The sequence below is a fragment of the Micromonospora sp. CA-240977 genome (genome assembly GCF_050942285.1).
In the GTDB taxonomy this organism is placed as follows: domain Bacteria; phylum Actinomycetota; class Actinomycetes; order Mycobacteriales; family Micromonosporaceae; genus Micromonospora.
Window position 1 is genome coordinate 3,518,298 of record NZ_CP192055.1, and the last position, 21,253, is coordinate 3,539,550.

19 protein-coding genes are annotated in these 21,253 nt (G+C 72.3%); 10 read left to right on the plus strand and 9 right to left on the minus strand.

Features of this window, described 5'->3' with window-relative positions; all coding sequences use genetic code 11:
• Positions 1-222 precede the first annotated feature (222 nt).
• A complete protein-coding gene (locus ACQPWW_RS16150) occupies positions 223-2,274 on the minus strand; it encodes an amylo-alpha-1,6-glucosidase (protein ID WP_433133561.1) in 2,052 nt (683 codons plus the stop codon).
• A 3-nt stretch (positions 2,275-2,277) separates the two neighbouring features.
• A complete protein-coding gene (locus ACQPWW_RS16155; RefSeq protein ID WP_433133563.1) occupies positions 2,278-2,640 on the minus strand; it encodes an SCP2 sterol-binding domain-containing protein in 363 nt (120 codons plus the stop codon).
• A gap of 287 nt (positions 2,641-2,927) precedes the next feature.
• Between ACQPWW_RS16155 and ACQPWW_RS16160 the strand changes: the two genes are divergently transcribed.
• The 3 genes from ACQPWW_RS16160 to ACQPWW_RS16170 are packed head-to-tail and all read left to right on the plus strand — an operon-like array spanning position 2,928 to position 5,702.
• Entirely contained in the window at positions 2,928-3,878 is a 951-nt protein-coding gene (locus tag ACQPWW_RS16160; RefSeq protein WP_433133565.1) for an SRPBCC family protein, read from the plus strand.
• 25 nt (positions 3,879-3,903) lie between these two features.
• Positions 3,904-5,076, plus strand: a complete 1,173-nt coding sequence (locus tag ACQPWW_RS16165; RefSeq protein ID WP_433133567.1) for a zinc-dependent alcohol dehydrogenase — start codon at positions 3,904-3,906, stop codon at positions 5,074-5,076.
• A 50-nt stretch (positions 5,077-5,126) separates the two neighbouring features.
• Positions 5,127-5,702 carry a GNAT family N-acetyltransferase gene (locus tag ACQPWW_RS16170; protein ID WP_433133569.1) on the plus strand — a complete coding sequence of 192 codons (576 nt, stop codon included), beginning with the start codon at positions 5,127-5,129 and terminating at the stop codon, positions 5,700-5,702.
• Here the strand turns inward: ACQPWW_RS16170 and ACQPWW_RS16175 are convergent.
• Complete coding sequence (locus ACQPWW_RS16175; RefSeq protein ID WP_433133571.1) at positions 5,699-6,718, minus strand: S66 peptidase family protein; 1,020 nt, start codon at positions 6,716-6,718, stop codon at positions 5,699-5,701. The genes ACQPWW_RS16170 and ACQPWW_RS16175 overlap by 4 nt on opposite strands.
• A 403-nt stretch (positions 6,719-7,121) precedes the next feature.
• Here ACQPWW_RS16175 and ACQPWW_RS16180 point away from each other — a divergent pair, with 403 nt between their 5' ends.
• The gene (locus ACQPWW_RS16180) at positions 7,122-7,508 is read left to right on the plus strand and encodes a DUF2267 domain-containing protein (RefSeq protein WP_433133573.1); all 387 of its coding nucleotides are present in this window, start codon (positions 7,122-7,124) and stop codon (positions 7,506-7,508) included.
• Between the two features lie 14 nt (positions 7,509-7,522).
• On the opposite strand, the gene ACQPWW_RS16185 is transcribed toward ACQPWW_RS16180, so the two are convergent.
• On the minus strand, positions 7,523-9,001 hold the full coding sequence (locus ACQPWW_RS16185; protein WP_433133575.1) for a glutamate--cysteine ligase: 1,479 nt from the start codon (positions 8,999-9,001) through the stop codon (positions 7,523-7,525).
• Positions 9,002-9,183: 182 nt separating this feature from the next.
• Here ACQPWW_RS16185 and ACQPWW_RS16190 point away from each other — a divergent pair, with 182 nt between their 5' ends.
• Entirely contained in the window at positions 9,184-9,525 is a 342-nt protein-coding gene (locus tag ACQPWW_RS16190; protein ID WP_433134375.1) for a DUF3817 domain-containing protein, read from the plus strand.
• 84 nt (positions 9,526-9,609) lie between these two features.
• Here the strand turns inward: ACQPWW_RS16190 and ACQPWW_RS16195 are convergent, their stop codons facing one another.
• On the minus strand, positions 9,610-10,158 hold the full coding sequence (locus ACQPWW_RS16195; RefSeq protein ID WP_433134377.1) for a hypothetical protein: 549 nt from the start codon (positions 10,156-10,158) through the stop codon (positions 9,610-9,612).
• 142 nt (positions 10,159-10,300) lie between these two features.
• Between ACQPWW_RS16195 and ACQPWW_RS16200 the strand changes: the two genes are divergently transcribed.
• Genes ACQPWW_RS16200 through ACQPWW_RS16210 form a run of 3 tightly spaced genes read left to right on the plus strand, consistent with a single transcriptional unit; the run spans position 10,301 to position 14,319 of the window.
• Entirely contained in the window at positions 10,301-11,425 is a 1,125-nt protein-coding gene (locus ACQPWW_RS16200) for a Vms1/Ankzf1 family peptidyl-tRNA hydrolase (RefSeq protein WP_433133577.1), read from the plus strand.
• On the plus strand, positions 11,418-13,172 hold the full coding sequence (locus ACQPWW_RS16205; protein ID WP_433133579.1) for a thiamine pyrophosphate-binding protein: 1,755 nt from the start codon (positions 11,418-11,420) through the stop codon (positions 13,170-13,172). The genes ACQPWW_RS16200 and ACQPWW_RS16205 overlap by 8 nt, the downstream gene beginning before the upstream one ends.
• Before the next feature lie 49 nt (positions 13,173-13,221).
• A complete protein-coding gene (locus tag ACQPWW_RS16210; RefSeq protein ID WP_433133581.1) occupies positions 13,222-14,319 on the plus strand; it encodes an iron-containing redox enzyme family protein in 1,098 nt (365 codons plus the stop codon).
• An 83-nt stretch (positions 14,320-14,402) separates the two neighbouring features.
• Here ACQPWW_RS16210 and ACQPWW_RS16215 read toward each other — a convergent pair whose 3' ends face one another.
• The gene (locus ACQPWW_RS16215) at positions 14,403-14,633 is read right to left on the minus strand and encodes a CDGSH iron-sulfur domain-containing protein (RefSeq protein WP_433133583.1); all 231 of its coding nucleotides are present in this window, start codon (positions 14,631-14,633) and stop codon (positions 14,403-14,405) included.
• 145 nt (positions 14,634-14,778) lie between these two features.
• On the opposite strand from ACQPWW_RS16215, the gene ACQPWW_RS16220 reads away from it, so the two are divergent.
• Both ACQPWW_RS16220 and ACQPWW_RS16225 read left to right on the plus strand, forming a co-directional pair.
• Positions 14,779-16,221 (plus strand): hypothetical protein, encoded by a 1,443-nt coding sequence (locus ACQPWW_RS16220; protein ID WP_433133585.1) that lies wholly within the window; start codon positions 14,779-14,781, stop codon positions 16,219-16,221.
• A gap of 223 nt (positions 16,222-16,444) precedes the next feature.
• The gene (locus ACQPWW_RS16225; RefSeq protein WP_433133587.1) at positions 16,445-17,590 is read left to right on the plus strand and encodes a SigB/SigF/SigG family RNA polymerase sigma factor; all 1,146 of its coding nucleotides are present in this window, start codon (positions 16,445-16,447) and stop codon (positions 17,588-17,590) included.
• Between the two features lie 141 nt (positions 17,591-17,731).
• Here ACQPWW_RS16225 and ctaD read toward each other — a convergent pair whose 3' ends face one another.
• The 3 genes from ctaD to ACQPWW_RS16240 form a co-directional block, all read right to left on the minus strand.
• The gene (gene ctaD, locus ACQPWW_RS16230) at positions 17,732-19,723 is read right to left on the minus strand and encodes an aa3-type cytochrome oxidase subunit I (protein ID WP_433133589.1); all 1,992 of its coding nucleotides are present in this window, start codon (positions 19,721-19,723) and stop codon (positions 17,732-17,734) included.
• A gap of 124 nt (positions 19,724-19,847) precedes the next feature.
• A complete protein-coding gene (locus tag ACQPWW_RS16235) occupies positions 19,848-20,576 on the minus strand; it encodes an STAS domain-containing protein (RefSeq protein WP_433133591.1) in 729 nt (242 codons plus the stop codon).
• Between the two features lie 107 nt (positions 20,577-20,683).
• Positions 20,684-21,142 carry a DUF4383 domain-containing protein gene (locus ACQPWW_RS16240; RefSeq protein WP_433133593.1) on the minus strand — a complete coding sequence of 153 codons (459 nt, stop codon included), beginning with the start codon at positions 21,140-21,142 and terminating at the stop codon, positions 20,684-20,686.
• Between the last annotated feature and the right edge of the window lie 111 nt (positions 21,143-21,253).

The window sequence follows — 21,253 nt, forward strand, 5'->3', positions numbered from 1 at the left end:
TGCACGTCGAGAGCCCGCATCAACTCGCGGGGAAAGATTTAAGGGGGCCGCTCCGCAGGCTTCCTGGTAGCCGCCGAACGCGCTCCGAATAACAGTTTTTCGCCCGCGCGATCTTAAGTCTTCCTTAACTCGCCGAAAGCGGTGTCGTTCGCGGATTACGGATTCCGCGTAACGAATTGTGTGTTGATTTCCGGACCACCGGGCCGGCGGCTGACCGTGGCCCTAGCGTTGGTCGGGGCGGTGCCGGGCGAAGGCGTCCGCCTTGCCCCAGCGGCCGGGTATGTCCAGCAGCGCGACCCGGCCGAAGGCGGACGGTAGCGCCGGGTCCACGGCCAGGTGGTCCTCGTGCGGGTTGAGGCCGAGCATGGTGCGCAGGAGCAGCACTGACGCTCCGCTGGACCACGCCTGCGGGCTGCCGGCGGTGGGATACCGGACCGGGTAGCGGGTGGTGTTGCGGTCGAACCCGCCGAAGGCCTCGGGTAGCCGACCCTCGAAGAAGGTGGCCGCGGACAGGATGCTCTCGGCGATGCGGCCCGCCTCGCTGGTGAACCCGTACCGGCGCAGGCCCCAGGCGATGAACGAGTTGTCGAACGGCCAGACCGTGCCGTTGTGGTAGCCGAGGGGGTTGTAGCGGCGCTGCCCCTCGGCGAAGGTCCGTACGCCCCAACCGGAGAAGAGCGCCCGGCCCATCAGGTGTTCGACGATCTGTGGGGCTCGCTCCGGCGGCACGATGCCGCTCCACAGCAGATGCCCGATGTTCGACGACAGGCTGTCCACGGGAGTGCCGTCGTGGTCCAGCGCCAGGGCGTAGTAGCCGCGGTCCGCCAGCCAGAAGTCCCTGTTGAACCGGTCGTACAGCGCTGCCGCGTCGCGCTCCAGCCGGTCGGCGTAGGCGGGGTCATTCCAGACGGTACGGGCCAGCCGGGCCCCGCGGATCTTCGCGTCGTAGGCGTACCCCTGGGTCTCGCAGGTGGCCCTCGGGAAGCCCGGCAGCCTTCCGTCGGCGTAGGAGATGCTGTCCCAGGAGTCCTTCCAGCACTGGTTCTCCAGGCCGGTGGCGCGGTTGCGTCGCTCGTACCAGACGTAACCGGTGGACGTCAGGTCCGCGTAGTCGTCGATCCACGCCAGGGCCGCGCGCGCCTCCTGCTCCAACTCGAGCACCAGCGCGGTGTCGCCGCTCCACCGTTCGTACTCGTCGAGCAGCACCACGAACAGCGGTGAGGCGTCCACGGTTCCGTAGTAGGGGGAGTGCGGTTGTTCCTCGAAGGCGGCCGACTCCCCGTAGCGCAGCTCGTGCAGGATCCGGCCGGGATCCTCCTCCAGCACGTCGTCGGAGCGGGCGCCCTGCAACGAGGCGAGGATCCGCAGCGTCGGCGGGGTCAACGACGGGGTGACGGGCAGGGTCTGCAGGCAGGTCAGCAGGCTGTCGCGGCCGAACAGGGTCATGAACCAGGGCAACCCGGCCGCGGGTACGGCCGCGCCGCCCAGCGAGAGCGGGGCGAAGCGCAGCGCCCCCAGGTCCACCAGGCTGCGGTGGTATACCTGTTGGAGCGCGGCGCTCTCGGTGTCCAGGGTCGGCGCCGCCGCGACCCAGGCCCGCAGGCTGGTGGGCAGGGTGGACTCGTCGGGCCGCTGGGCCCGCAGGGCGGAGCGCAGGTCGACGCCGTCGGGACGCAGCGCCAGCATGGCGGCCTGCAACCGCGTCGACCACTGCTCCCCGGGGCGCAGTCGGATCGCGAACCGCAGGCCGTCCGCGTCGAACTCGGCGGGCTCACTCGCCGAGACGACGACCTCACGTCGGTAGGTGCCGCGTCGGTAGCCCAGGCGCAACTCGTTCGGGCCCACGTGGGTGTAGTGCGTGCCGGTCTTTTCACCGATGTCGAACTTGATCTCGAAGATGTCGGCGAAGTCGGCTGCCACCTCCAGCCGGATGTCGAGGTCCCTGTCCCGCTCGCCGTAGTTGAAGATCGTCAGCGATTCGGTCAGGTCCGGGCCGATGCGCCTGCGCCGGATGGCGGACAGGTCGGCCTGCACGTAGTCGACCGCCGCGCCCGGCACCACGAAGAACGTCACCTCGTAGTACTGGCTGTCGTCCACCGACAGCGCGGTCATGCACTCGCCGTTGACGAAGAGCATCCAGCGGGACAGGAAGCGGGTGTCGGCGGCGAACAGCCCGACCGGCGTGGCGGGGGACGACTCCACATCGCCACTGGCGTCGGACACCATGAAGGTGTTCCCGTCGATACACGACACGGTGCCCGCGATGTCCCTCATCGGTCACGTCCCACTGCCCGGACCGCCGCTCTGCAACGGTCCCGGCGATCGCGGAAACAGCCGCCCGATCCGCAACGCCAGGCCCAGGTCGCCGTCGACAAGGATCTCGCCGCGGGTGATCGCCGCCAGACCGTTCACCTCACCGCGCGCCATCGCCTCCGCGACCTGCGCGGACACCTTGATCACAGTGGTGGCGGGCTCGGCGCCGCGGGTCACCCGCATCCGGCCGTGATCGATCACCAGGAGCCACTGCTCCAGGTGGTCGCCGTCGCGAATGTCGAACCGCACGCTCCCACACACCTTGCTGAACCGCGGATCCTGGCCGGCGACCGTCAACCGCTCGAAGAACGCGCTGGTCGCCGTCATCCCACCTCCCCGGGCGCTCGTCGAAGCGGATGCCGGCTACCCGGTGCGGCTCGCCGTTAACGTCCGGCGGCGTGCCTCGTTCGGGTCACCTGAGGTCGAAGTCCACCACCGTCGGCGCCCGCCGGACCCGCACCGGGGTCGAGACGTCGAAGCTGACGGCGTCGCCCGGAACGGACCTTCTGCCGCGAACCGGGCGCACCGGCAGCCTTCACGACATAGCGTCAGGGTGGCGGCCGCGCCCCTGCGCCGGTCCGCAGCCGGCTACGCCGACCGGAGGGGGACCGGACATGGACCGGGTCGACAGTGTGCTCCTGCCGGAGTTGGACGGGCCCGTGCCGGCGACGCTGCCGAGCGCGCTGGGCCTGCTGAGCCTGGCGCTGGGCGTGGGCGCCCTGGTCGCGCCCGGCCCTCTCGCGCGACTGGCCGGGGTGGACGACTCCGCCGCCGCGCGGATGGTGCTCCCGTCCATCGGCGTGCGGGAGTTGGGCAGTGCCGCCGGCCTGCTCGGCGGTCGTCGCCCGGCCGGCTGGGCCTGGAGCCGGGTGGCCGGCGACGCCATGGACCTGACAGTGCTCGGCCGAGCCCTCGCCGACCGCCGCGGTGACCGACGCCGCCGGGTCGCGCTGACCACCCTCGCGGTCGCCGGCATCGCGGCCGTCGACGTGTTCTCCGCAGTGCGGATCAGCCGGGCTCGACGCGCCCGGGCGCGGATGATCCGGATGCGGGTCGCGGTGACGGTGAACAGGTCACCCGCCGAGGCGTACCGGTTCTGGCGGGACGTGGAGAACCTGCCCCGGTTCATGACACACCTGGAGTCGGTGCGCGCCGACGACCTGCGCCGCTCGCACTGGATCGCTCGCGGACCGGCCGGTCACCGCGTCGAGTGGGACGCCGAGATCATCGACGACCAGCCGAACAAGTCGATCACCTGGCGTTCGCTGGCGGGGACCGGGGTGCCCAACGCCGGCCGGGTCCGTTTCGTGCCCGCCCCCGGCGACCGGGGCACCGAGGTCCGGGTGGAGTTGCGCTACGCGCCGCCGGCCGGCGCGCTCGGCCGGGCGGTGGCGAAGCTCTTCGGCGAGGAACCCGAGCAGCAGGTCCGGGACGACCTGCGCCGGTTCAAGCAAGTGCTGGAGACCGGCGAGGTGGTCCGTTCCGACGGCAGCCCCAACGGCATCTCCGTACGCCAACAGGCCATGCAGCGTCCCGCCCAGCCGCTGCCGCCGTCGCGCCGATGACCGCCCGCTCCGAAAGGGACCGAGGATGAAGGCCACCGCCTGGATGGGCACCGACAGCGTCAAGGTGATCGACGTACCCGACCCGAAGATCATGAACGCCCGGGACGCGATCGTCCGGATCAGCACCACCGCCATCTGCGGCTCCGACCTGCACCTCTACCACGGCTACATCCCGGCGATGCGCAAGGGCGACATCCTCGGTCACGAGTTCATGGGTGAGGTGGTCGAGGTCGGCCCGCAGGTGCGCAACCTCAAGCCCGGCGACCGGGTGGTGGTGCCCTTCCCGATCGCCTGCGGGCACTGCTCGTCGTGCCAACGCGGCCTCTACTCGGTCTGCGAGAACTCCAACCCGAACGCCGGCATCGCCGAGAAGATCATGGGTCACTCGCCGGCCGGCATCTTCGGCTACTCCCACCTGCTCGGCGGGTACGCCGGCGGTCAGGCCGAGTACGCCCGGGTGCCGTTCGCCGACGTCGGCCCGGTCAAGGTGCCCGACGAGGTGCGCGACGACCAGGCGGTCATGCTCGCCGACGTGTTTCCCACCGGCTACATGGGCGCCGAGATGTGCGACATCAAACCCGGACAGGTGATCGCCGTCTGGGGCGCCGGGCCGGTCGGGCTGTTCGCCGCGGCCAGCGCCCGGCTGCTCGGCGCGGAGCGGGTGATCGTCATCGACAGGTACCCGTACCGGCTGCGGCTCGCCGAGGAGCACACCGACGCCGAGACGATCAACTACGAAGAGGTGGACGTGCTGGACACCCTCAACGAGCTGACCGCCGGCCGGGGGCCCGACGCGTGCATCGACGCGGTCGGCCTGGAGGGCCACCACGGCAACGCCGCCCTGTACGCGTACGACCGGGTGAAGCAGGCCGCCCGGGTGGAGACGGAACGACCGTTCGCGCTGCGCCAGGCCATCCTCGCCTGCCGCTCGGGAGGGGTGGTCTCGGTCGTCGGCGCGTACGGCGGTGTCGTCGACAAGTTCCCCATGGGCGCGTTCATGAACCGGTCGCTCGTCATGCGCACCGGTCAGTGTCACGTCCAGCGCTACACCCGGCCGCTGCTGGAGCGGATCCTGCGCGGCGAGATCGACCCGAGTTTCATCGTCAGCCACCGGATGCCGCTGCGCGACGCCCCGAAGGGTTACAAGATCTTCCAGAAGAAGCAGGACGAGTGCACGAAGGTGCTGCTCAGCGTCTGACCGGCGAACCAGTGCCGACATAGGGCCGGGTTGGCGGCTAGCGTGTCGCCATGGACCACTGTGGCCCCTCGGTGCCGGTGACGGCCGATCTCACCGTCCGACTGCGACCGGTCGCCGAGCCCGACCTGGCGATGCTGCGGCGGTTCTGCACCGAGCCGGGCCTGCTCGGCCTGGACTGGGCCGGCTTCCGCGACGCCGAGGCGCCGGCGCGGCGGTTCGCTGTCGACGGCTACCTCGGCGAGGACGACGGGCGGCTCATCGTCGAGGTGGAGCAGGAGCGGGCCGCCGCCGGGCTCGTCAGCTACACCTCGGGGCGGTACGCAGGGCGGGCGTCGTACTGGGAGATCGGAATCGTCCTGCTGCCGCCCTGGCGGGGGCGGGGCATCGGCTGGCGGGCGCAGGCGCTGCTCTGCGACTACCTGTTCCAGCACACCCCGGCGCAACGCGTCCAGGCCGGCACCCACCCGGAGAACGTCGCCGAGCAGCGGGCGCTGGAGAAGGCCGGCTTTCAGCTCGAGGGCGTCGTGCGGGCCAGCGAGTTTCGGGCCGGCCAGTGGCGCGACGGATACCTCTACAGCCGGTTGCGCGACGACCCGTCACCCTGGGACGCGGGCGCCACCAGCTAGCGCTGCCGGACCCCGGGCTCCACCGTCAGGGTCCCCGCCTCGGCATCGATAGTGGCCCGCGCGCCGAGCGGAACGGTGAGCTGCCCGTTGCCGTGCCCCAGTCGCAGCCCGCCCAGGACTGGCACACCGAGGTCGTACAGGCGGTCCTTCAGCACCGCCGCGGCGTCCCACTCACCCGGGCCGCCGACGCTGTTGGTGATCTGCCCGATGGCCACCCCGGCGACCCGGGACAGCACACCCACCCGGCGCAACTCGGTAAGCATCCTGTCGATGCTGTACGGGGCCTCGTCCACGTCCTCGAAGAACAGGATCGCGTCGTCGAACCTCGGGGCGTCCTCCGCGCCGAGCGAGGTGGAGATCAACGTCAGGCAGCCGCCGAGCAGGGGACCGGATGCCCGCCCGGGCACCAGGACGGGCGCGGCCGTCTCGGCCGGATCCCTGGTGATCGTGACCGGCGCGGTGGTCATCACCGCCCGGCGCAGCGCCTCGGCCGACTCCGGCCCGGTGCGGGCGTCGTTCCAGTTGACCATGGGGCCGTAGAAGGTGACCAGGCCGGCCTCGCGCCAGAGCCTGCCCTGGATGCTGGTGATGTCGCTGAAGCCGACCACCACCCGAGGGTCCCGGCGCAGCCCGGAGACGTCGATCTGGTCGACGATCCGCTGGGTGCCGTAGCCGCCACGGGCGGCGAAGACGGCACGAACCCCCGGGTCGTTGAACGCGGCGTTCAGGTCGGCCAGCCGCTGCGCGTCGGTGCCGGCCAGGTAGCCGTACGTGGCGAAGACGTGGCTGCCCAGCTCGACCTCCAGGCCCCAGCTCCGCAGGATCTCGACGCCGCGGGCCATTGTCGTCGGGTTGGGGGTGCCGCCGGGCGACACGACCCGAACCCGGTCACCGGGTGCCAACACCGGCGCCCGCAGCGCGCGCTTCGCGGCCTCCGGCGCGGCCTGCGCGGACCCGGTCCCCAACCCGCCGGCGAGCACCGCGCCACCGGCCGCCGCCGCTCCCATCCGCAGCATGTGCCGACGGGACAGGGGCACCCGACCGGGCCCCCGGGTCGGAGCTGGGTCTGTTCCACAAGTGGCCACCGGCATCCCCTCATCGTGATCAGACGATGTGCGAGCTGCCACAGCCTACGACATTCATCGATGTCGCGGGGGAATCCACAAAGGACGCCGTCCACTCCGGCGAACGCGCGGTGCCCCCAGGGTCGGCGGGCCGGCTTCCGGCACGGCCCGACCTGGCTCAGCAGGCAACCCGGGCGCCGCGCCTGGTTCGCGGCGGCTTGTGCGGTCCCGCCCGCCGATGGCGGAGAAGTCCAGGTCCGCACGACACCCGTTTGTCACCAGGGAGCGTGGGAACTCGCCCCGTTCGTCCGCAGGCAGGCCCGACGGCATGTCGAGGAGACCGAAGGAGCGGAGCATGGAGTACGAGCAGATGATCGCCACGGTACGACAGCGCGCTGGCCTCGGTGAGAACGAGGCCGTGCGGTCCGTACAGGCCGTCCTGTCGGTGCTCGGTGAACGGCTCGCCGGACAGGAGGCGGACAACCTGGCGGCCCAGCTACCGGAGCGGTTGAACGGGTCCGTCACTCGCAATCCGCAGGGCCGCCGGTGGGATGTTGGCGAGTTCCTGAAGAACGTCGGGGACCGCGAGCAGGTCGCGAACGCGGACCAGGTGCGTCAACACGCTCAGGCGGTGTTGCGTACCGTCGCCGAAGCGCTCGACGACGACGAGCGGCACGATCTGCTCGCCCAGCTTCCCGGCGGCATCATCGACCTCTTCGGCGTGCCCACCCCGCGAGGCTGAGCCCGGCGGGGGACCTACGGGATCGGCCACTCGTGCACCGGCCGGTTGCTGTGCATCAGGTCCACGTAGTGGCGGACCACCTCCCGTAGCGCCTGCGGCCGGTCCAGGTGGTCGGTGGACTCCAACCGGTGCAGCGTCTCCACCTGCCAGGTCGCCCCGTTGCGGCTGGTCAGGCAGCGCTGCTCGATGATGCCGAGCAGCCTGTCGCGTTCGCCCGAGTCCAGCCCCCACCGGTCCAGGCCGTGGTGTGCCATCGGCAGCAACCGGCGCAGCACCAACTCGGTGACGGGCAGATAGCCCAGGCCGGGCCAGAAGACCTGGGCGTCGATGCCGTGCCGGGCGCAGCTCGTGAAGTTCTCCTCCGCGGCGCTGAACGACATCTGCGACCACAGTGGCCGGTCGGATTCGGCCAGGGCCCGGACCAGCCCGAAGTAGAAGGCGCCGTTGGCGATGGTGTCCAGCACTGTCGGGCCGGCGGGCAGCACCCGGTTCTCCACCCGAAGATGCGGTCGACCCCGGGACACGTCGTACACCGGGCGGTTCCACCGGTAGACGGTGCCGTTGTGCAGGCGCAACTCGGCGAGATTGGGCACCTCGCCGGCCGCGAGGGCCTGCGCCGGGTCCTCCGGGTCGCAGACCGGCAACAGCGCCGGGAAGTACCGCACATTCTCCTCGAACAGGTCGAACACGCTGGTGATCCAGCGTTCGCCGAACCAGACCCGGGGGCGTACCCCCTGGGCCTTGATCTCTTCCGACCGGGTGTCGGTGGCCTGCTGGAACAGCGGAATGCGGGTCTCGCGCCACAGCTCGCGGCCGAAGAACAGCGGCGAGTTGGCACCGACGGCCACCTGGATGCCGGCGACCGCCTGGGCGGCGTTCCAGTAGTCGGCGAACTGGGCCGGGCTGACCTGCAGGTGGAACTGGGTGCTGGTGCAGGCCGCCTCCGGGGTGATCGTGTCGGCGGTGACCGCCAGCCGCTCCACGCCGCTGATGGCGATCGGCAGATCCTCACCGCGCGCCGCGAAGATCTGCTCGTTGAGCAGCTTGTAGCGGGGGTTGGCGGAGAGCGTCTCGGCGGTCAGGTGCTCGGGGCGCAGCGTCGGCAGAATCCCGATCATCACCATGTGCGCGCCGATCGTGCGCGCCTTCACCTCGGCGGCGTTCAGGCTGGCCCGGACGTACTCCTCGAAGTCCGCGGTGCCGGTGCCGGTCAGCCGCCGCGGCGGCACGTTGATCTCGACGTTGAACTGGCCCAACTCGGTCTGGAAGCTCGGATCGGCGATGGCCGCCAGCACGTCGGCGTTGCGCATCGCCGGATTCGACGCCTCGTCGACCAGGTTCAGCTCGATCTCCACGCCGGTCATCGGCCGGTCGACGTCGAAGCGCGACTCGCGCAGCATCTCGGCGAAGACATCCAGACAGCGGCGGACCTTGTCGCGGTAGCGGGCCCGATCCTCCCGACTGAAGGTTCGTACGCCGACGTCCTCGCCCATCGTCACCACCCTGTCACCGCTGGTCCCCCTAACCTCGCACGTCCTCGTCGGGCAGGGGAATACCTGAGGCTTCTTTCCTACCCAGTGGCGGGTCCGGTGATCCCTGTCCCGTCCATCTGGTCAGTGGGATGGCGACGCGCCCGCGCCGCTACCATTGCCGCCCGAGAGGTGGAGGCATGGCGATGCGCGACAAGGTGACCCGGCTGTTCGTTGCGGCGGCGATCGCCGAGGCCTGCTCCTGGCTGGCCCTGCTGGTCGGCATGCTGGCCAAGTACGGCCCGCCGGAGAACGAACTGGGTGTCAAGATCTTCGGGCCGATCCACGGCGGCCTGTTCATCGCGTACGTCCTGCTGGTGCTCGCGGTGGCCCGCCTGCGCCGGTGGAGCCTGCCGGCCACCGTCGTGGCGCTGGTCTGCGCCGTGCCGCCGTTCGCCACCCTGATCTTCGAACGCTGGGCCCGCCGCCGCGGCATGCTCGACACCGCCGCCGAGCGGCCGACCCGCGAGCCCGCCCCGGTCGGCTGACCCGCGACTCCGCCTCGGCTCGCTGACGCGAGCCCGCCCCGGGCCGGCTGAACCGCCGCCCGGCCCCGGAGCCGGGCGGAGCGGTCAGGTCAGTGCGGAGCAGGCCGTGATGCCGGCGAGGAGCAGCGCGCCCAGGAATGCCTGCAACAGCAGCGGCGGCCCGAGGTGCGACCACAGGGTCGCGGTGCGCGGGGTGAGCAACTGACCGGTGGTGAGGTTGACGATCCGCTCGATGCGCGGCGGCAGGTCCGGGTCGCGTTGCGGGCGCAGGGTGAGCTGCACCTGGTCCGCCGGGTGCAGGGCGCTCTGCGGCAGGTGCCCGTGCAGTTCCACCTCGCAGAGCTGGCCGGCGGTGTTGCGCAGGCGCACCGGGATGACCAGGTACTCCGGGCCCTGCTTGAGCTCCTTCCAGCGCCGGCGCGTGCCGCCACCGCCGAAGGAGAACAGCGAGCGCAGCAACAGGGCGGGGAGTCGCGCGATCGCCGCCGCGGCGAGCACCGCCACCAGCACCGGCTGGCCGATGCGGACCTCGCGGGTGTAACCGTCGAGCAGGCGGATCAACCGCCCGGTGACGATCCTTTCCGTCGGGTGCACGATCCGTCGGCTTTCGAGTCCGCTGTCCATTCCCACCACCGAGAGTCCGCGTGTGTGCACAGATCGTATCGACGTCCTGAGTTGAACGACGTGAATGAAACCTGGTCACGGGCTCACGGCTGCGAGGTGACATCCCGGGCGACCCGGGTAAGCGGGGGGCCGAGCTGGAAAGGGGTCGAGCATGCAGCTGTCCTTCCTGCGCCCGCTCTACGACCGTCCCGGGCCGTGGTGCTCGGTGTACCTGGACGCCTCCGCCGACACGGAGGACGCCCATCCCGCGCTGGACCTGCGCTGGCGCGCCCTGCAACGTCGCCTGACCGAACAGGGCGCGGACGAGGCGAGCATCGCCGCGTTGGACCGGGTGATCCGTGGTCACGACCCGATGGTCGGGGACTACGGACTCGCGGTCTTCGCCAGTCACGGGCGGGTGGTGCTCTCCGAGTACCTGTCCGCGCCGCCACGGCGTGACCTGGCCAGTTTCGCGCCACTGCCGCACGTGATGCCGCTGCTCGCCCAGCGGGGCGAACAGGTGGCCTGGGTGCGGGTGATCGCCGACCGGCTGGGCGCCGACGCGATGGCCGTCAGCGCCGGCGGGGTGCCCCGGCGGGCGCACGTCGCCGGGCGGGACGAGTACCCGCTGCGGCGGTCGAAGCCCGGCGGCTGGTCCCAGTCGCGCTACCAGCGGGCGGCCATGGAGGCGTGGCATCAGAACGCCGGTGACGTCACCGCCGCGACGGTGGAGCTGGCTGACCGGGTCGGCGCGGACGTGGTGGTGGTCGCCGGTGACGTCCGGGCCACCGGCATGATCGCCGCCCAGATGCCGGAGCGGTGGCAGGACCTCGTGGTCCGTACCGATGCCGGGTCGCGGGCCGGTGGCGCCGACCAGACGATGCTTGACGACCTCACCGTGCAGACCATCGCGGAGGTCGCCGACCAGCGGATCAGCGCCGCACTGGACCGGTTCGGGGTGCAGGAGGACGTGGGCGCCGGCCTCGACGCGGTCGTCTCGGCCCTGCAACGCAACCAGGTCGACACGATGATCATCGTGGACGACCCGTCGGCCGACGGCGAGCTGTGGATCGGCTCCGAGCCCACCGAGATCGCCGTCGACGCGGGGCAGCTGGCCGCGATGTCGGTGGCCGACCCGCAGCGGGTACGCGCCGACGCCGCGCTGGTCCGCGCGCTCGTCGGCACCGACGCGGCGCTGACAGTGCTCGGCCCGGAGGAGGCTCCCGAGCTCACCGACGGCGTCGGCGCGGTGCTGCGCTACGTCGACCCCAGCACACCGGGGCGCGGCAATGGCTGAGCGTCGGGTGGCGGATCTCGTGGTGGAGCGGCTGCTGGCCTGGCGGGTGCCCCGCGCCTTCGGCTATCCGGGCGAGGCGATCGCCCCGCTGGTCGAGGCGTTGGACCGCGCCGGCGGCGAGCCGGCGTTCATTCCGGCCCGACACGAGGAGACCGCCTCGTTCATGGCCACCGGGCACGCCAAGTTCACCGGCGGCATCGGGGTCTGCCTCGCCACCCAGGGGCCCAGCGCCGTCCAACTGCTCAACGGCCTCTACGACGCCAAGCTGGACAGCAAACCGGTGGTGGCGATCGTCGGGGAGGACATCTCCGGACCGCTCGGCGGCGCGCACCAGGAGATCGGGTTGAGCCGGCTCTTCGGCGACGTCTGCAACCAGTTCGTCCGCTACGGCCGCAACCCGGAGGACGTGGCCGTGCTGCTGGACCAGGCGTTCCGTACGGCGGCGGCGACCCGCAGCCCGACCTGTGTCGTGCTGCCCCGCCTGTTGCAGGAAACCCTGGTGCCCGACGTGCAGCCGTCCGCCGTCGGGGTGGTCTCGACCACCCCCGGTGAGCCGCTGGCCCGGGTGCTGCCGCACGACGAGGACCTCGACGCCGCCGCACAACTGCTCGGTGGCGGCCAGCGCGTCGCGATCCTGGTGGGCCAGGGCGGGCGGGACGCGGCCGCCGAGATCATCGAGATGGCCGACCGGCTCGGCGCCGGGGTGGCCAGCTCACTGCTGGGCAAGCCGGTGCTCGACGAGCGGCTGCCGTTCCACACCGGGGTGCTCGGCGAGGTCGGCACCACGGCCGCCGCCGAGCTGATGGGTGGCTGCGACACGCTGCTGATGGTCGGCACCAACGACCCGTGGACCGACTACTTCCCGATGCCCGAGCAGGCCCGCACCGTGCAGATCGACATCGACGGCCGCCGGATCGGCACCCGCTACCCGGCCGACGTGCCGCTGGTCGGCGACGCCGCCGAGACGTTGCGGTCGTTGCTGACCCGGCTGCGGGGTCGACCCGAACAGGGGTGGCGCGCCACCGTGGAGAGTTCGGTGGACCGGTGGCGGGAGGTCGCCGCCGAGCGGGTGGCCGCGCCCGCCGACCCGGTCAACCCGCAGCTCGTCCTCCAGGAGCTGTCGGCCCGCCTGCCGAGCACCGGAGCGGTAGCTGTCGACGTCGGTTCGGTCCTCTACTGGTACGCCCGGCACCTCACCCTGCCACCCGGGGTGAACGCGCAGCTCTGCGGCACCCTGGGCTCGATGGGCTGTGCGCTGCCGTACGCGGTGGCCGCCAAGCTCGCCGCTCCCGACCAGCCGGTGATCGCGCTGGTCGGCGACGGGGCGATGCAGCTCAACGGGCTGGCCGAGCTGATCACCGTGTCGCACCACTGGCAACGGTGGTCGGACCCTCGGCTGGTGGTGCTGGTGCTCAACAACCGGGACCAGAACGGCATGGGTGGCGGGCGGCAGCCGTCCTCCGACCCGACCCACCGCCGCCCCGACGTGCCGTACGCCGGTTGGGCCCGGCTGCTGGGGCTGCACGGTGTGCGGGTGGACCGCCCGGAACTGGTCGGCGCGGCCTGGGACGAAGCCCTCGCCGCGGACCGTCCCTGCGTACTGGAGGCGGTTGTCGACCCGGCGGTGTCGCTGGCGCCGCCGGAGCCGGCGTTCGCCGACCTGCGGGGCCTGTACGCCGACGGCGCTCCGGCCCGGAAGGTCCGGGAGCAGGTGGAGGTCACCGTGAACGCCGAGGACCTCGTTTAGCCGCTCCGGGCCAGGGCATCAGTAGCGGCCCGACGACGCTGGAGGTTCCATGTCCGAGCCCGCTGACCGCCGCTACGGTCCGGCGACACTGCCGCGCTCGCGCGGCCCGGTCTCCGCCGCGGTGCTCGACGCCCTCCGACGGCCGCCGCACGACCTGCCGGCGGGGCTCGGCGCCGACCTCGACCCCGCCGACCCGATCACGGACGAGGACCTTCAGCTCACCCTGTTCCTCTGCTACGAGCTGCACTACCGGGGCTGGTGCGGGGTGGACGAGGCGTGGGAGTGGCAGCCGACGCTGCTCGCACTGCGGGCCGAAGCCGAACGGCCGTTCGAGGCGGCGCTACGCCGGCTGGTCGGCGCGCCGCCGGTGCCGGCCGCCGGGGTGGCCGCCGGCCTGGCCGAGCTGGTCGCGGCCGACGACGGGCCGTCGCTGGCCGCGACGCTGCAACGACACGCCGACCTCACCCAGTTCCGCGAGTTCGTCACCCACCGCTCCGTCTACCACCTGCGCGAGGCGGACCCACACAGCTGGGCGCTGCCCCGCCTCGGCGGGCCGGCCAAGGCCGCCCTCGTGGAGATCCAGACCGACGAGTACGGCAACGGCCGGCTGGACCGGATGCACGCCGAGCTGTTCCGGCGCACCCTCGAACGGCTGGGGCTGGACATCGCGTACGGCGCCCACCTGGACGCGGCACCCGCGGTGACCCTGGCGACCAACAACCTGATGTCGCTGTTCGGGCTGCACCGGCGGTGGCGCGGCGCGCTGCTCGGGCACCTGGCCGCGTTCGAGATGACCTCCTCGCTGCCGAACCGCCGTTACGGCAACGGCCTGCGCCGGCTCGGCCTCGACGAGGTGGCCACCCGCTTCTACGACGAGCACGTCGAGGCCGACGCGGTGCACGAGCAGATCGCCGCCCACGACATGTGCGGTGGCCTGGTCCGCGTCGAACCGGCCCTCGCCCCCGACGTGCTCTTCGGCGCGGCGGCCGGGCTCGCGGTGGACCGGCTGTTCGCGGCGCACCTGCTGGACAGCTGGGCCGCCGCCCGCAGCTCCCTGCGGCCACCCGCCCCGCCGACAGTGCCGCCGACCGTCTCGCTCGTCGCGTCCGCCCCGGTGGCCCCGCCGGCTCCGACCGCGCTCGTCTGACCGGAGGAACTGGCCGCGCCGAGGCCGGCGGGGGACGGGGAGCTGTCGGCGCGCTCCTGGCGCAGGACGTGGCGACGGCCGGATCAGCGCTCGCGGGCGGTGCCCGCCCGGAAGTTGATCGCCTTGTGGGTGCCGTCGCAGAACGGCTTGAGCGCCGACTTGCCGCACCGGCACAGCGCCACAGTGCCCCGGCGCGCGTCGATCAGCTCACCGTCCGGCGTGACAAGCGCGAAGTCGCCGCGGACCAGCAGCGGTCCGTCCTCGTACGGGGTGATCGTGGCGGCGGCTGGCTCACTGGTGTCGTCGGTGCCCATGGACCCGGAAGTGCCCGCCCTGGCCCCACCGAAACCCGAGGGACCGAACGCCATTGATGACCGGCGCACCCCGCTGACCAGCGGAATGTGCTGCCGGGTGGGTGATGCCCCGTTTGAACCCCATCGGTACGGGAAGCCGGGCCGCGTGGTGAGCGAACGAGGCAAGGTGGGGCCGGTGCACAAGGTGCACAAGGGGCTCACGGCCGATGGCGCCGGTCTGGCCGGCGACCGGGTCGTGGCCGCGGGCAGTGCCGCCCGGGTGTTGGTCGCCGCCACCGCCCGGGCGCTGCGCGGGGAGGACTGCGCCGACCTCGGGCACACCGGGCCGATGTCGCGCTTCCCGGGCGCCCCCGAGCCGGTACGCCGCGCCGCTGTCACCCGCGCCGCCGGTCGGGTCGCGCTCACCGTGGCCCAGGTCGACGAGGTGGACGCCGCCCGGGTGGCCCGCTGGTTCGTCGACCAGTATCCCCGGCGGCGCTATCCCGGGGTGCTGCTCGGCTCGCCGCACGGCGCGGCGGCACACCTCGCGGTGGCCCTCGGCGTGCCGTGGTTGCCGGCGGGCTTCGAGATGACAGTGCACTGGACCGACGGCGCGGTGGACCGCCCGGCGGACGCGCTGGAGCACGGCGCGGCACTCGCCGCCCGGCTCCTCGCCGGCAACGCCGACGTGCACCTGCGCCAGGTGCACTGCCCGGCCAGCCGGGGACCGCTGACCGGGGTCACGGTGTCGCTGGCCGCCGCGTGGAGGGCCCTGCCGGCCGCGTACGCGCAGTTTCTGACCGACCGGCTGCTCCCGGGCGCCCCGGTGCTGCTGGTCCGCGACGCGCGCACCTGGCCGGTGCTGGAGCGCGGTCCCGGCCACAGCTTCCAGGTCGGCTGCCCGGCCAGCGGGCTGGACCCTGTCGACTTCCACCCGGACAGCCACGCGCTGCGGCAGGTGCTGCGCTCCGTCGGCGGTGACCCGGCCCGCTGGGAGCCGCCGGAGGTCTCCGTCCCGTCGGGGTACGCCGAGCACGACGTCGACCCGGGCTTCGAACCGGCAGTGCGGGACTGGTCGGCCCGCCGCCAGCACCCGCTGCACCGGGTGCTGGCGCCCCGGCCGGCGGCACTGAGCGCGGCCGTGGCCGACCTGTACCGGCGGTGGTTGCGCGGCGCCGGCAAGACCGGTGACCGGTTGGTGGTGGAGTGCGGCCGGCTGCTCGACCCGTGGCAGGTGGTGCGGGCGGGGCTGGTGCCGTACTGGTGTGAGAACGCCACCCGGCGCAGCGTCGACGAGGCCGAGTGGTGGCTGGCCGGCAGCGAGGCGTTCAGCTCGGTGGACGTGCTGCCCGAGCCGCCCGGGATGCGCTCACCGGCGCTGGCCGGGCTGCCGCAGTGGCTGGCGGTGGCCGGTTTCGGGCGGCGCCGTCGGGCGTTGGACCGGACCACCGCCCGGGGCTACCCGGTCACCTCGGTGCCCACCCGCCGGGCCACCGAGCTGCTGCGGGCCCAGCCGTACGACCTGCCCGTGCCGCCCCCACTGGGGGCCGCCGAGGCCCTCGCCGTGCTCCGCGACAGCGGCGGCCACCAGGGGTTGCTGGTCTCCTGAGGCGGAGCACGCCGAAACTTCCTCGCGAACCCGGGGTCCCGTGATTGAGTACCTACGGAGCGGGAACATCGCTGGCTGCGACGGCCTGATTGCGCAGCGTAGAGGCGGTGTCGCCCGCTGGCATCCCAGTCACTGACCCACTTTTCCGGCCCGGTGCGTGGCTCGACCACGCGCACGACCGGTTTCCCGATCCGGGCGGGGGACCTTCCTGAGGGAGGCGCGGATGTTCGGACAGACCAGCACGACCACGACCACACCACCACCACCCACCGACCGGGGTCTGGAGGACCTCGACGCGGCGGCACTGGCGTACGCGGCCCGGATCGCCGGGCTTCCGCCCGAGCGGCGGGGGGAGGCCCGCGACGACCTGGTGCGCTTCGCGCTGCCGTTCGCCGGACGGCTGGCCCGCCGGTACCGGGGGCGTGGGGAGCCACTGGAGGACCTGGAGCAGGTGGCCCGGCTGGGGCTGGTCAACGCCGTCGACCGGTATGACCCGGAACGGGGCTCGTTCACGGCGTACGCCGCGATCACCATCGTGGGGGAGATCAAACGGCATTTCCGGGACCGCACCTGGGGCGTCCACGTGCCCCGCCGGCTGCGGGACCTGATCCTCGAGGTCGGACAGGCCACCGCCGCACTGACGAGCGAGCTGTCCCGGGCGCCGTCGGTGGCCGAACTGTCGGCCCGACTCGAGACGCCGGAGGAGGAGATTCTCGCGGCGCTGGAGTCGGCGGCGGGCTACAGCCCGGCCTCGCTCAACGCCCCGGTCGGCGGTGAGAGCTCCGCGGAGTTCGGCGACCTGGTCGGCGAGTCGGACAACGCCCTGGAGTCGGTCGACGACCGGGTCACGGTGAGCGGACTGCTGCACCGACTGCCCTGGCGCGAGCGGCGGATCCTGGCGATGCGCTTCTACGGCAACCAGACCCAGGCCGAGATCGCCGCCCGGTTCGGCATCTCGCAGATGCACGTGTCCCGGCTGCTGTCCCGGGCGCTGACCTGGCTGCGTCAGGCGATGCTCGCCGACGCGCCCCCACCGTGGCAGAACGGCGCCGCCGAGCCCGACCCGGGCAAGACCCGGATCTCGGTGAAGCAGAACGGCGACCGCGTGGTGGTCGAGGTCGGCGGTGAGATCGACCGCGACGGCGCGGACCAGTTGCGCCGGGCCATGTTGGAGGCGGTCACCGGCCAGCCCAGCGAGGTGGTCGTCGACCTGGTCGGCGCCGGTGGATTCGACGCCGGGGGGATCGCCGCGCTGATGGCGGGGCGGGACGCCGCGGAGCGAACCGGCGTGCCGCTGCGGCTGACCCGCGTCCAGCCCGCGGTACGCCGCTCGCTCACCGCCGCCGGCCTGGCTCCCGTCCGGGACTGAGCCGTCGCCCCGCCGCACCTGAGCCGTCGCCCCTGGCTCCTGGGCGGGGACCGAGTCGCCCGGGGGCGATCTGGGTGCACGCACCGACCGACGCGACGAGGGCCGACACCGCCAGGTGTCGGCCCTCTGCGCGTACGCCGCTCAGTGCTCTTCGGGGTTGTCGTCGCTGTGCGGGTGCCGCCAACGTTCGTGCGGCTTCGGCGGGTCGTCGGCGTCCTTTGGCGCGTCGCTCTGCTCGAAGCTCGGCCGGCGGACGCCCTCGGGCTCCGGCACGTCCACCGGCCGGGCGCCGGATCGCGGCGCCGGCTGGAAGTCGGTCGCCTCGCGCGCGCCGTGCGCGCCCTCGGCGGCCGGTGACTCCGGCGCGTGGTGCTCCATCCGCAACTCCTCGGCGAAGTGCTGCGGCGGCTTCGTGGTGCGCTGCGGCAGGTCCCGGCCCAGATCCGCGACGAGCGGGCCGTACTTCAGGTCGAACGCGGGGCGCTCGGAGCGGATCCGGGGCATCCGGTCGAAGTTGCGCAGCGGCGGCGGGCAGCTGGTCGCCCACTCCAGCGAGTTGCCGAAGCCCCACGGGTCGTCGACGGTCACCACCGCCCCGTACCGCCAGGACTTCCACGCGTTGTAGATGAAGAACAACGTGGACAGGCCGAGGATGAACGCGAAGATGCTGGAGATCGTGTTCAGCGTGGTGAAACCGTCGCTGGGCAGGTAGTCGGCGTACCGGCGCGGCATGCCCTCGTTGCCCAGCCAGTGGTGCACCAGGAAGGTGCCGTGGAACCCGATGAACATGGTCCAGAAGTGCGCCTTGCCGAGCCGCTCGTCGAGCAGTCGCCCGGTCATCTTGGGCCACCAGAAGTAGTAGCCGCCGAAGAGGGCGAAGACCACGGTGCCGAACACCACGTAGTGGAAGTGCGCCACGACGAAGTAGGTGTCGTGGGTGTGCCAGTCCACCGGCGGACTGGCCAGCAGCACGCCGGTGAGGCCGCCGAGCAGGAAGGTGACAAGGAACCCGATGGCGAACAGCATCGGCGTCTCGAAGGTGAGCTGACCCTTCCACATCGTGCCGATCCAGTTGAAGAACTTCACGCCGGTCGGCACGGCGATCAGGTAACTCAGGATGCTGAAGAACGGCAGCAGCACCTGGCCGGTGGCGAACATGTGGTGCGCCCAGACCGTCATGGACAGCACGGTGATCGCGACGGTGGCCAGCACGATACCGGTGTAGCCGAAGAGCGGCTTGCGGGAGAAGACCGGGATGATCTCGGTGATGATGCCGAAGAACGGCAGCGCGATGATGTAGACCTCGGGGTGGCCGAAGAACCAGAACAGGTGCTGCCAGAGCATCGGGCCGCCGGTGGCCGCGTCGTACACGTGCGCGTTGAGCAGCCGGTCGGCGGAGAGCGCCAGCAGCGCGGCGGCCAGCAGCGGGAAGACCAGGATCACCAGCACGCTGGTGAACAGCATGTTCCAGGTGAAGACCGGCATCCGGAACATGGTCATGCCGGGCGCGCGCAGGGTCAGGATCGTGGTGATCAGGTTGACCGCGCCGAGGATGGTGCCCAGCCCGGAGATGACAAGGCCGACCACCCACATGTTCGCGCCCACCCCGGGGCTGTTCTCGACGCTGCTGAGGGGGTTGTACGCGGTCCACCCGAAGTCCGCCGAACCGCCGGGAGCGAGGAAACCGCCGACCACCATCAGCCCACCGAACAGGTACAGCCAGTAGGCGAGCGCGTTGAGCCGGGGGAACGACACATCCGGCGCGCCGATCTGGATCGGCACGATGAAGTTGCCGAACCCGAACGCCGCGGGCGTGGCGAACAGCAGCAGCATCACCGCGCCGTGCGAGGTGAAGAGTTGGTTGTACTGCTCGGAGGAGAGGAACTGCATCCCCGGGCGGGCCAGTTCGGCGCGCATCAGCATCGCCTGCAGCCCGGCCAGCAGGAAGAACCCGAAGGACGTCAGCAGGTAGAGCAGACCGATCTGTTTGTGGTCGGTGGTCGCGAGAAATTTGATCAACGAGCCGCCGGGGACCGGTGCTCGTACCGCTCCGGGGAACCCCCCGAAGCGGGCCGGCGCCAGGATCGCCGGGCCCCGATCGCGACCGGGTTCCGTGGTTACCCGCTTGGGCATGGCTGCTCACCCCGTCGTGACGGCAGAAAGGACGGGCGTGCCTACCCGACCCTTGCACCATGTAACCAGCCCAGAGCGGGAATTTCGGTCAGATCGCCAGTACCGGCGCGAGCGCCTCGAACACTCAGGTCGCCGGCAGCATCGCCCAGACGGCCTTGCCCGGACCGGCCGGCACGCTGCCCCACCGCTGGGTCAGCTCCCGCACCAGCAGCAGCCCCCGGCCGCCCTCGGCGTGCAGGTCCGTCCCGCGCGCCCGGGCCTGGGCGCTGCTGCCGTCCACCACGGCGAGGTGCAGGTACGGCCGGCGCAGGGTCACCGTCACCTGCATCGGCGTGCCGGCGTGCCGGACCACGTTGCCGACCAGTTCGCTGAGCACCAGCGCGGCCGGCCCGGCCGCATCGGGCAGGTTCCACCGCGCGCACGCGTCGGTGACCAGGTCCCGGGCCCGCCGGCAGGCCCCGGCCACCGGCTCCAGCCGGGTCCGCATCCGCAACGTGGACGTCGCGCCGGCCACCCGGGTCGCCTCGGCGCAGTCCGGCGACACCGGGACCACCCGGCAGGTGGTCGACTCGGAGAGCCACCGCGCGGCCACCGGCGACGGGGCGCAGAGCACGACCGGCACGGACGGCCACTCCTCGGCCCGGCGGGCGGTCGCGGCGAAGACCGACAGCGCCAGCCGGTCGCGGACGTCGACGTCGGCCATGTCGACCACCAGGGCCTCCGGCTGTCCGACGAGAGCGCCGTTGAGGGCCTGGTGCACCGACCGCATCGTGCCCAGGTCCAGCACGCCGCTGAGCCGGACGACCGCCACCGGTGCCGTGGTGCGCACGTCGCAGGTGATCCGGCTGGACATCGGCGCCCTCGATTCGCTGCTGGGTCGGGATCTGCCAACTACCCGAGGCACCGCCGCGTCAAACTGGATCGGCGGACGCGGGCCAGGTCACGCGCCGAAGCGGCGGGTCACGAACGGCGCCGGCCGGTGCCGACACCCAGCACGAGCATGCCGACGCCGAGCCCCAGGTGCAGCCAGTCGTCGGCGTTGTTGACAGGCAGGACGTTCGCCCCGGTGTCGTGGTCCACCGCCAGCCCGTACAGCCACAACACCAGGTAGACGGCGCCGCCGCCGATCAGGAACGTCCGGGCGCCGCTGACCGTCCGGGCCAGCGCCAGACCGGCCACCCCGAACGCCAGGTGGACCAGGTTGTGCAGCACCGACACCTGGAAGACGCCGAACAGGTACGCGCCCGAGCCGTGGCCGGCGAAGCGCAGGGCGTCGGTGCCGCTGGTGATCCCCGGCACGAAGCCGAGCGCCCCGACCAGCAGGAACAGCACCCCCACCGATGCCGCCGCGCGACGCACCGGCGGCTTGCCGTCGGCCGGGTTCGGGCGCGCCCGGGAGTGCGCCATCGGTCCGACCATCACCGGCTCCTCGCTGCGCGGCGGGCATGAGGCTGCCGGCCTACCCGCTGCCGCCACCGCCAAACCGCGCGGCCGGGTCCGGCCGGGTCGTCGGTCCGGCCGGGTCGTCGG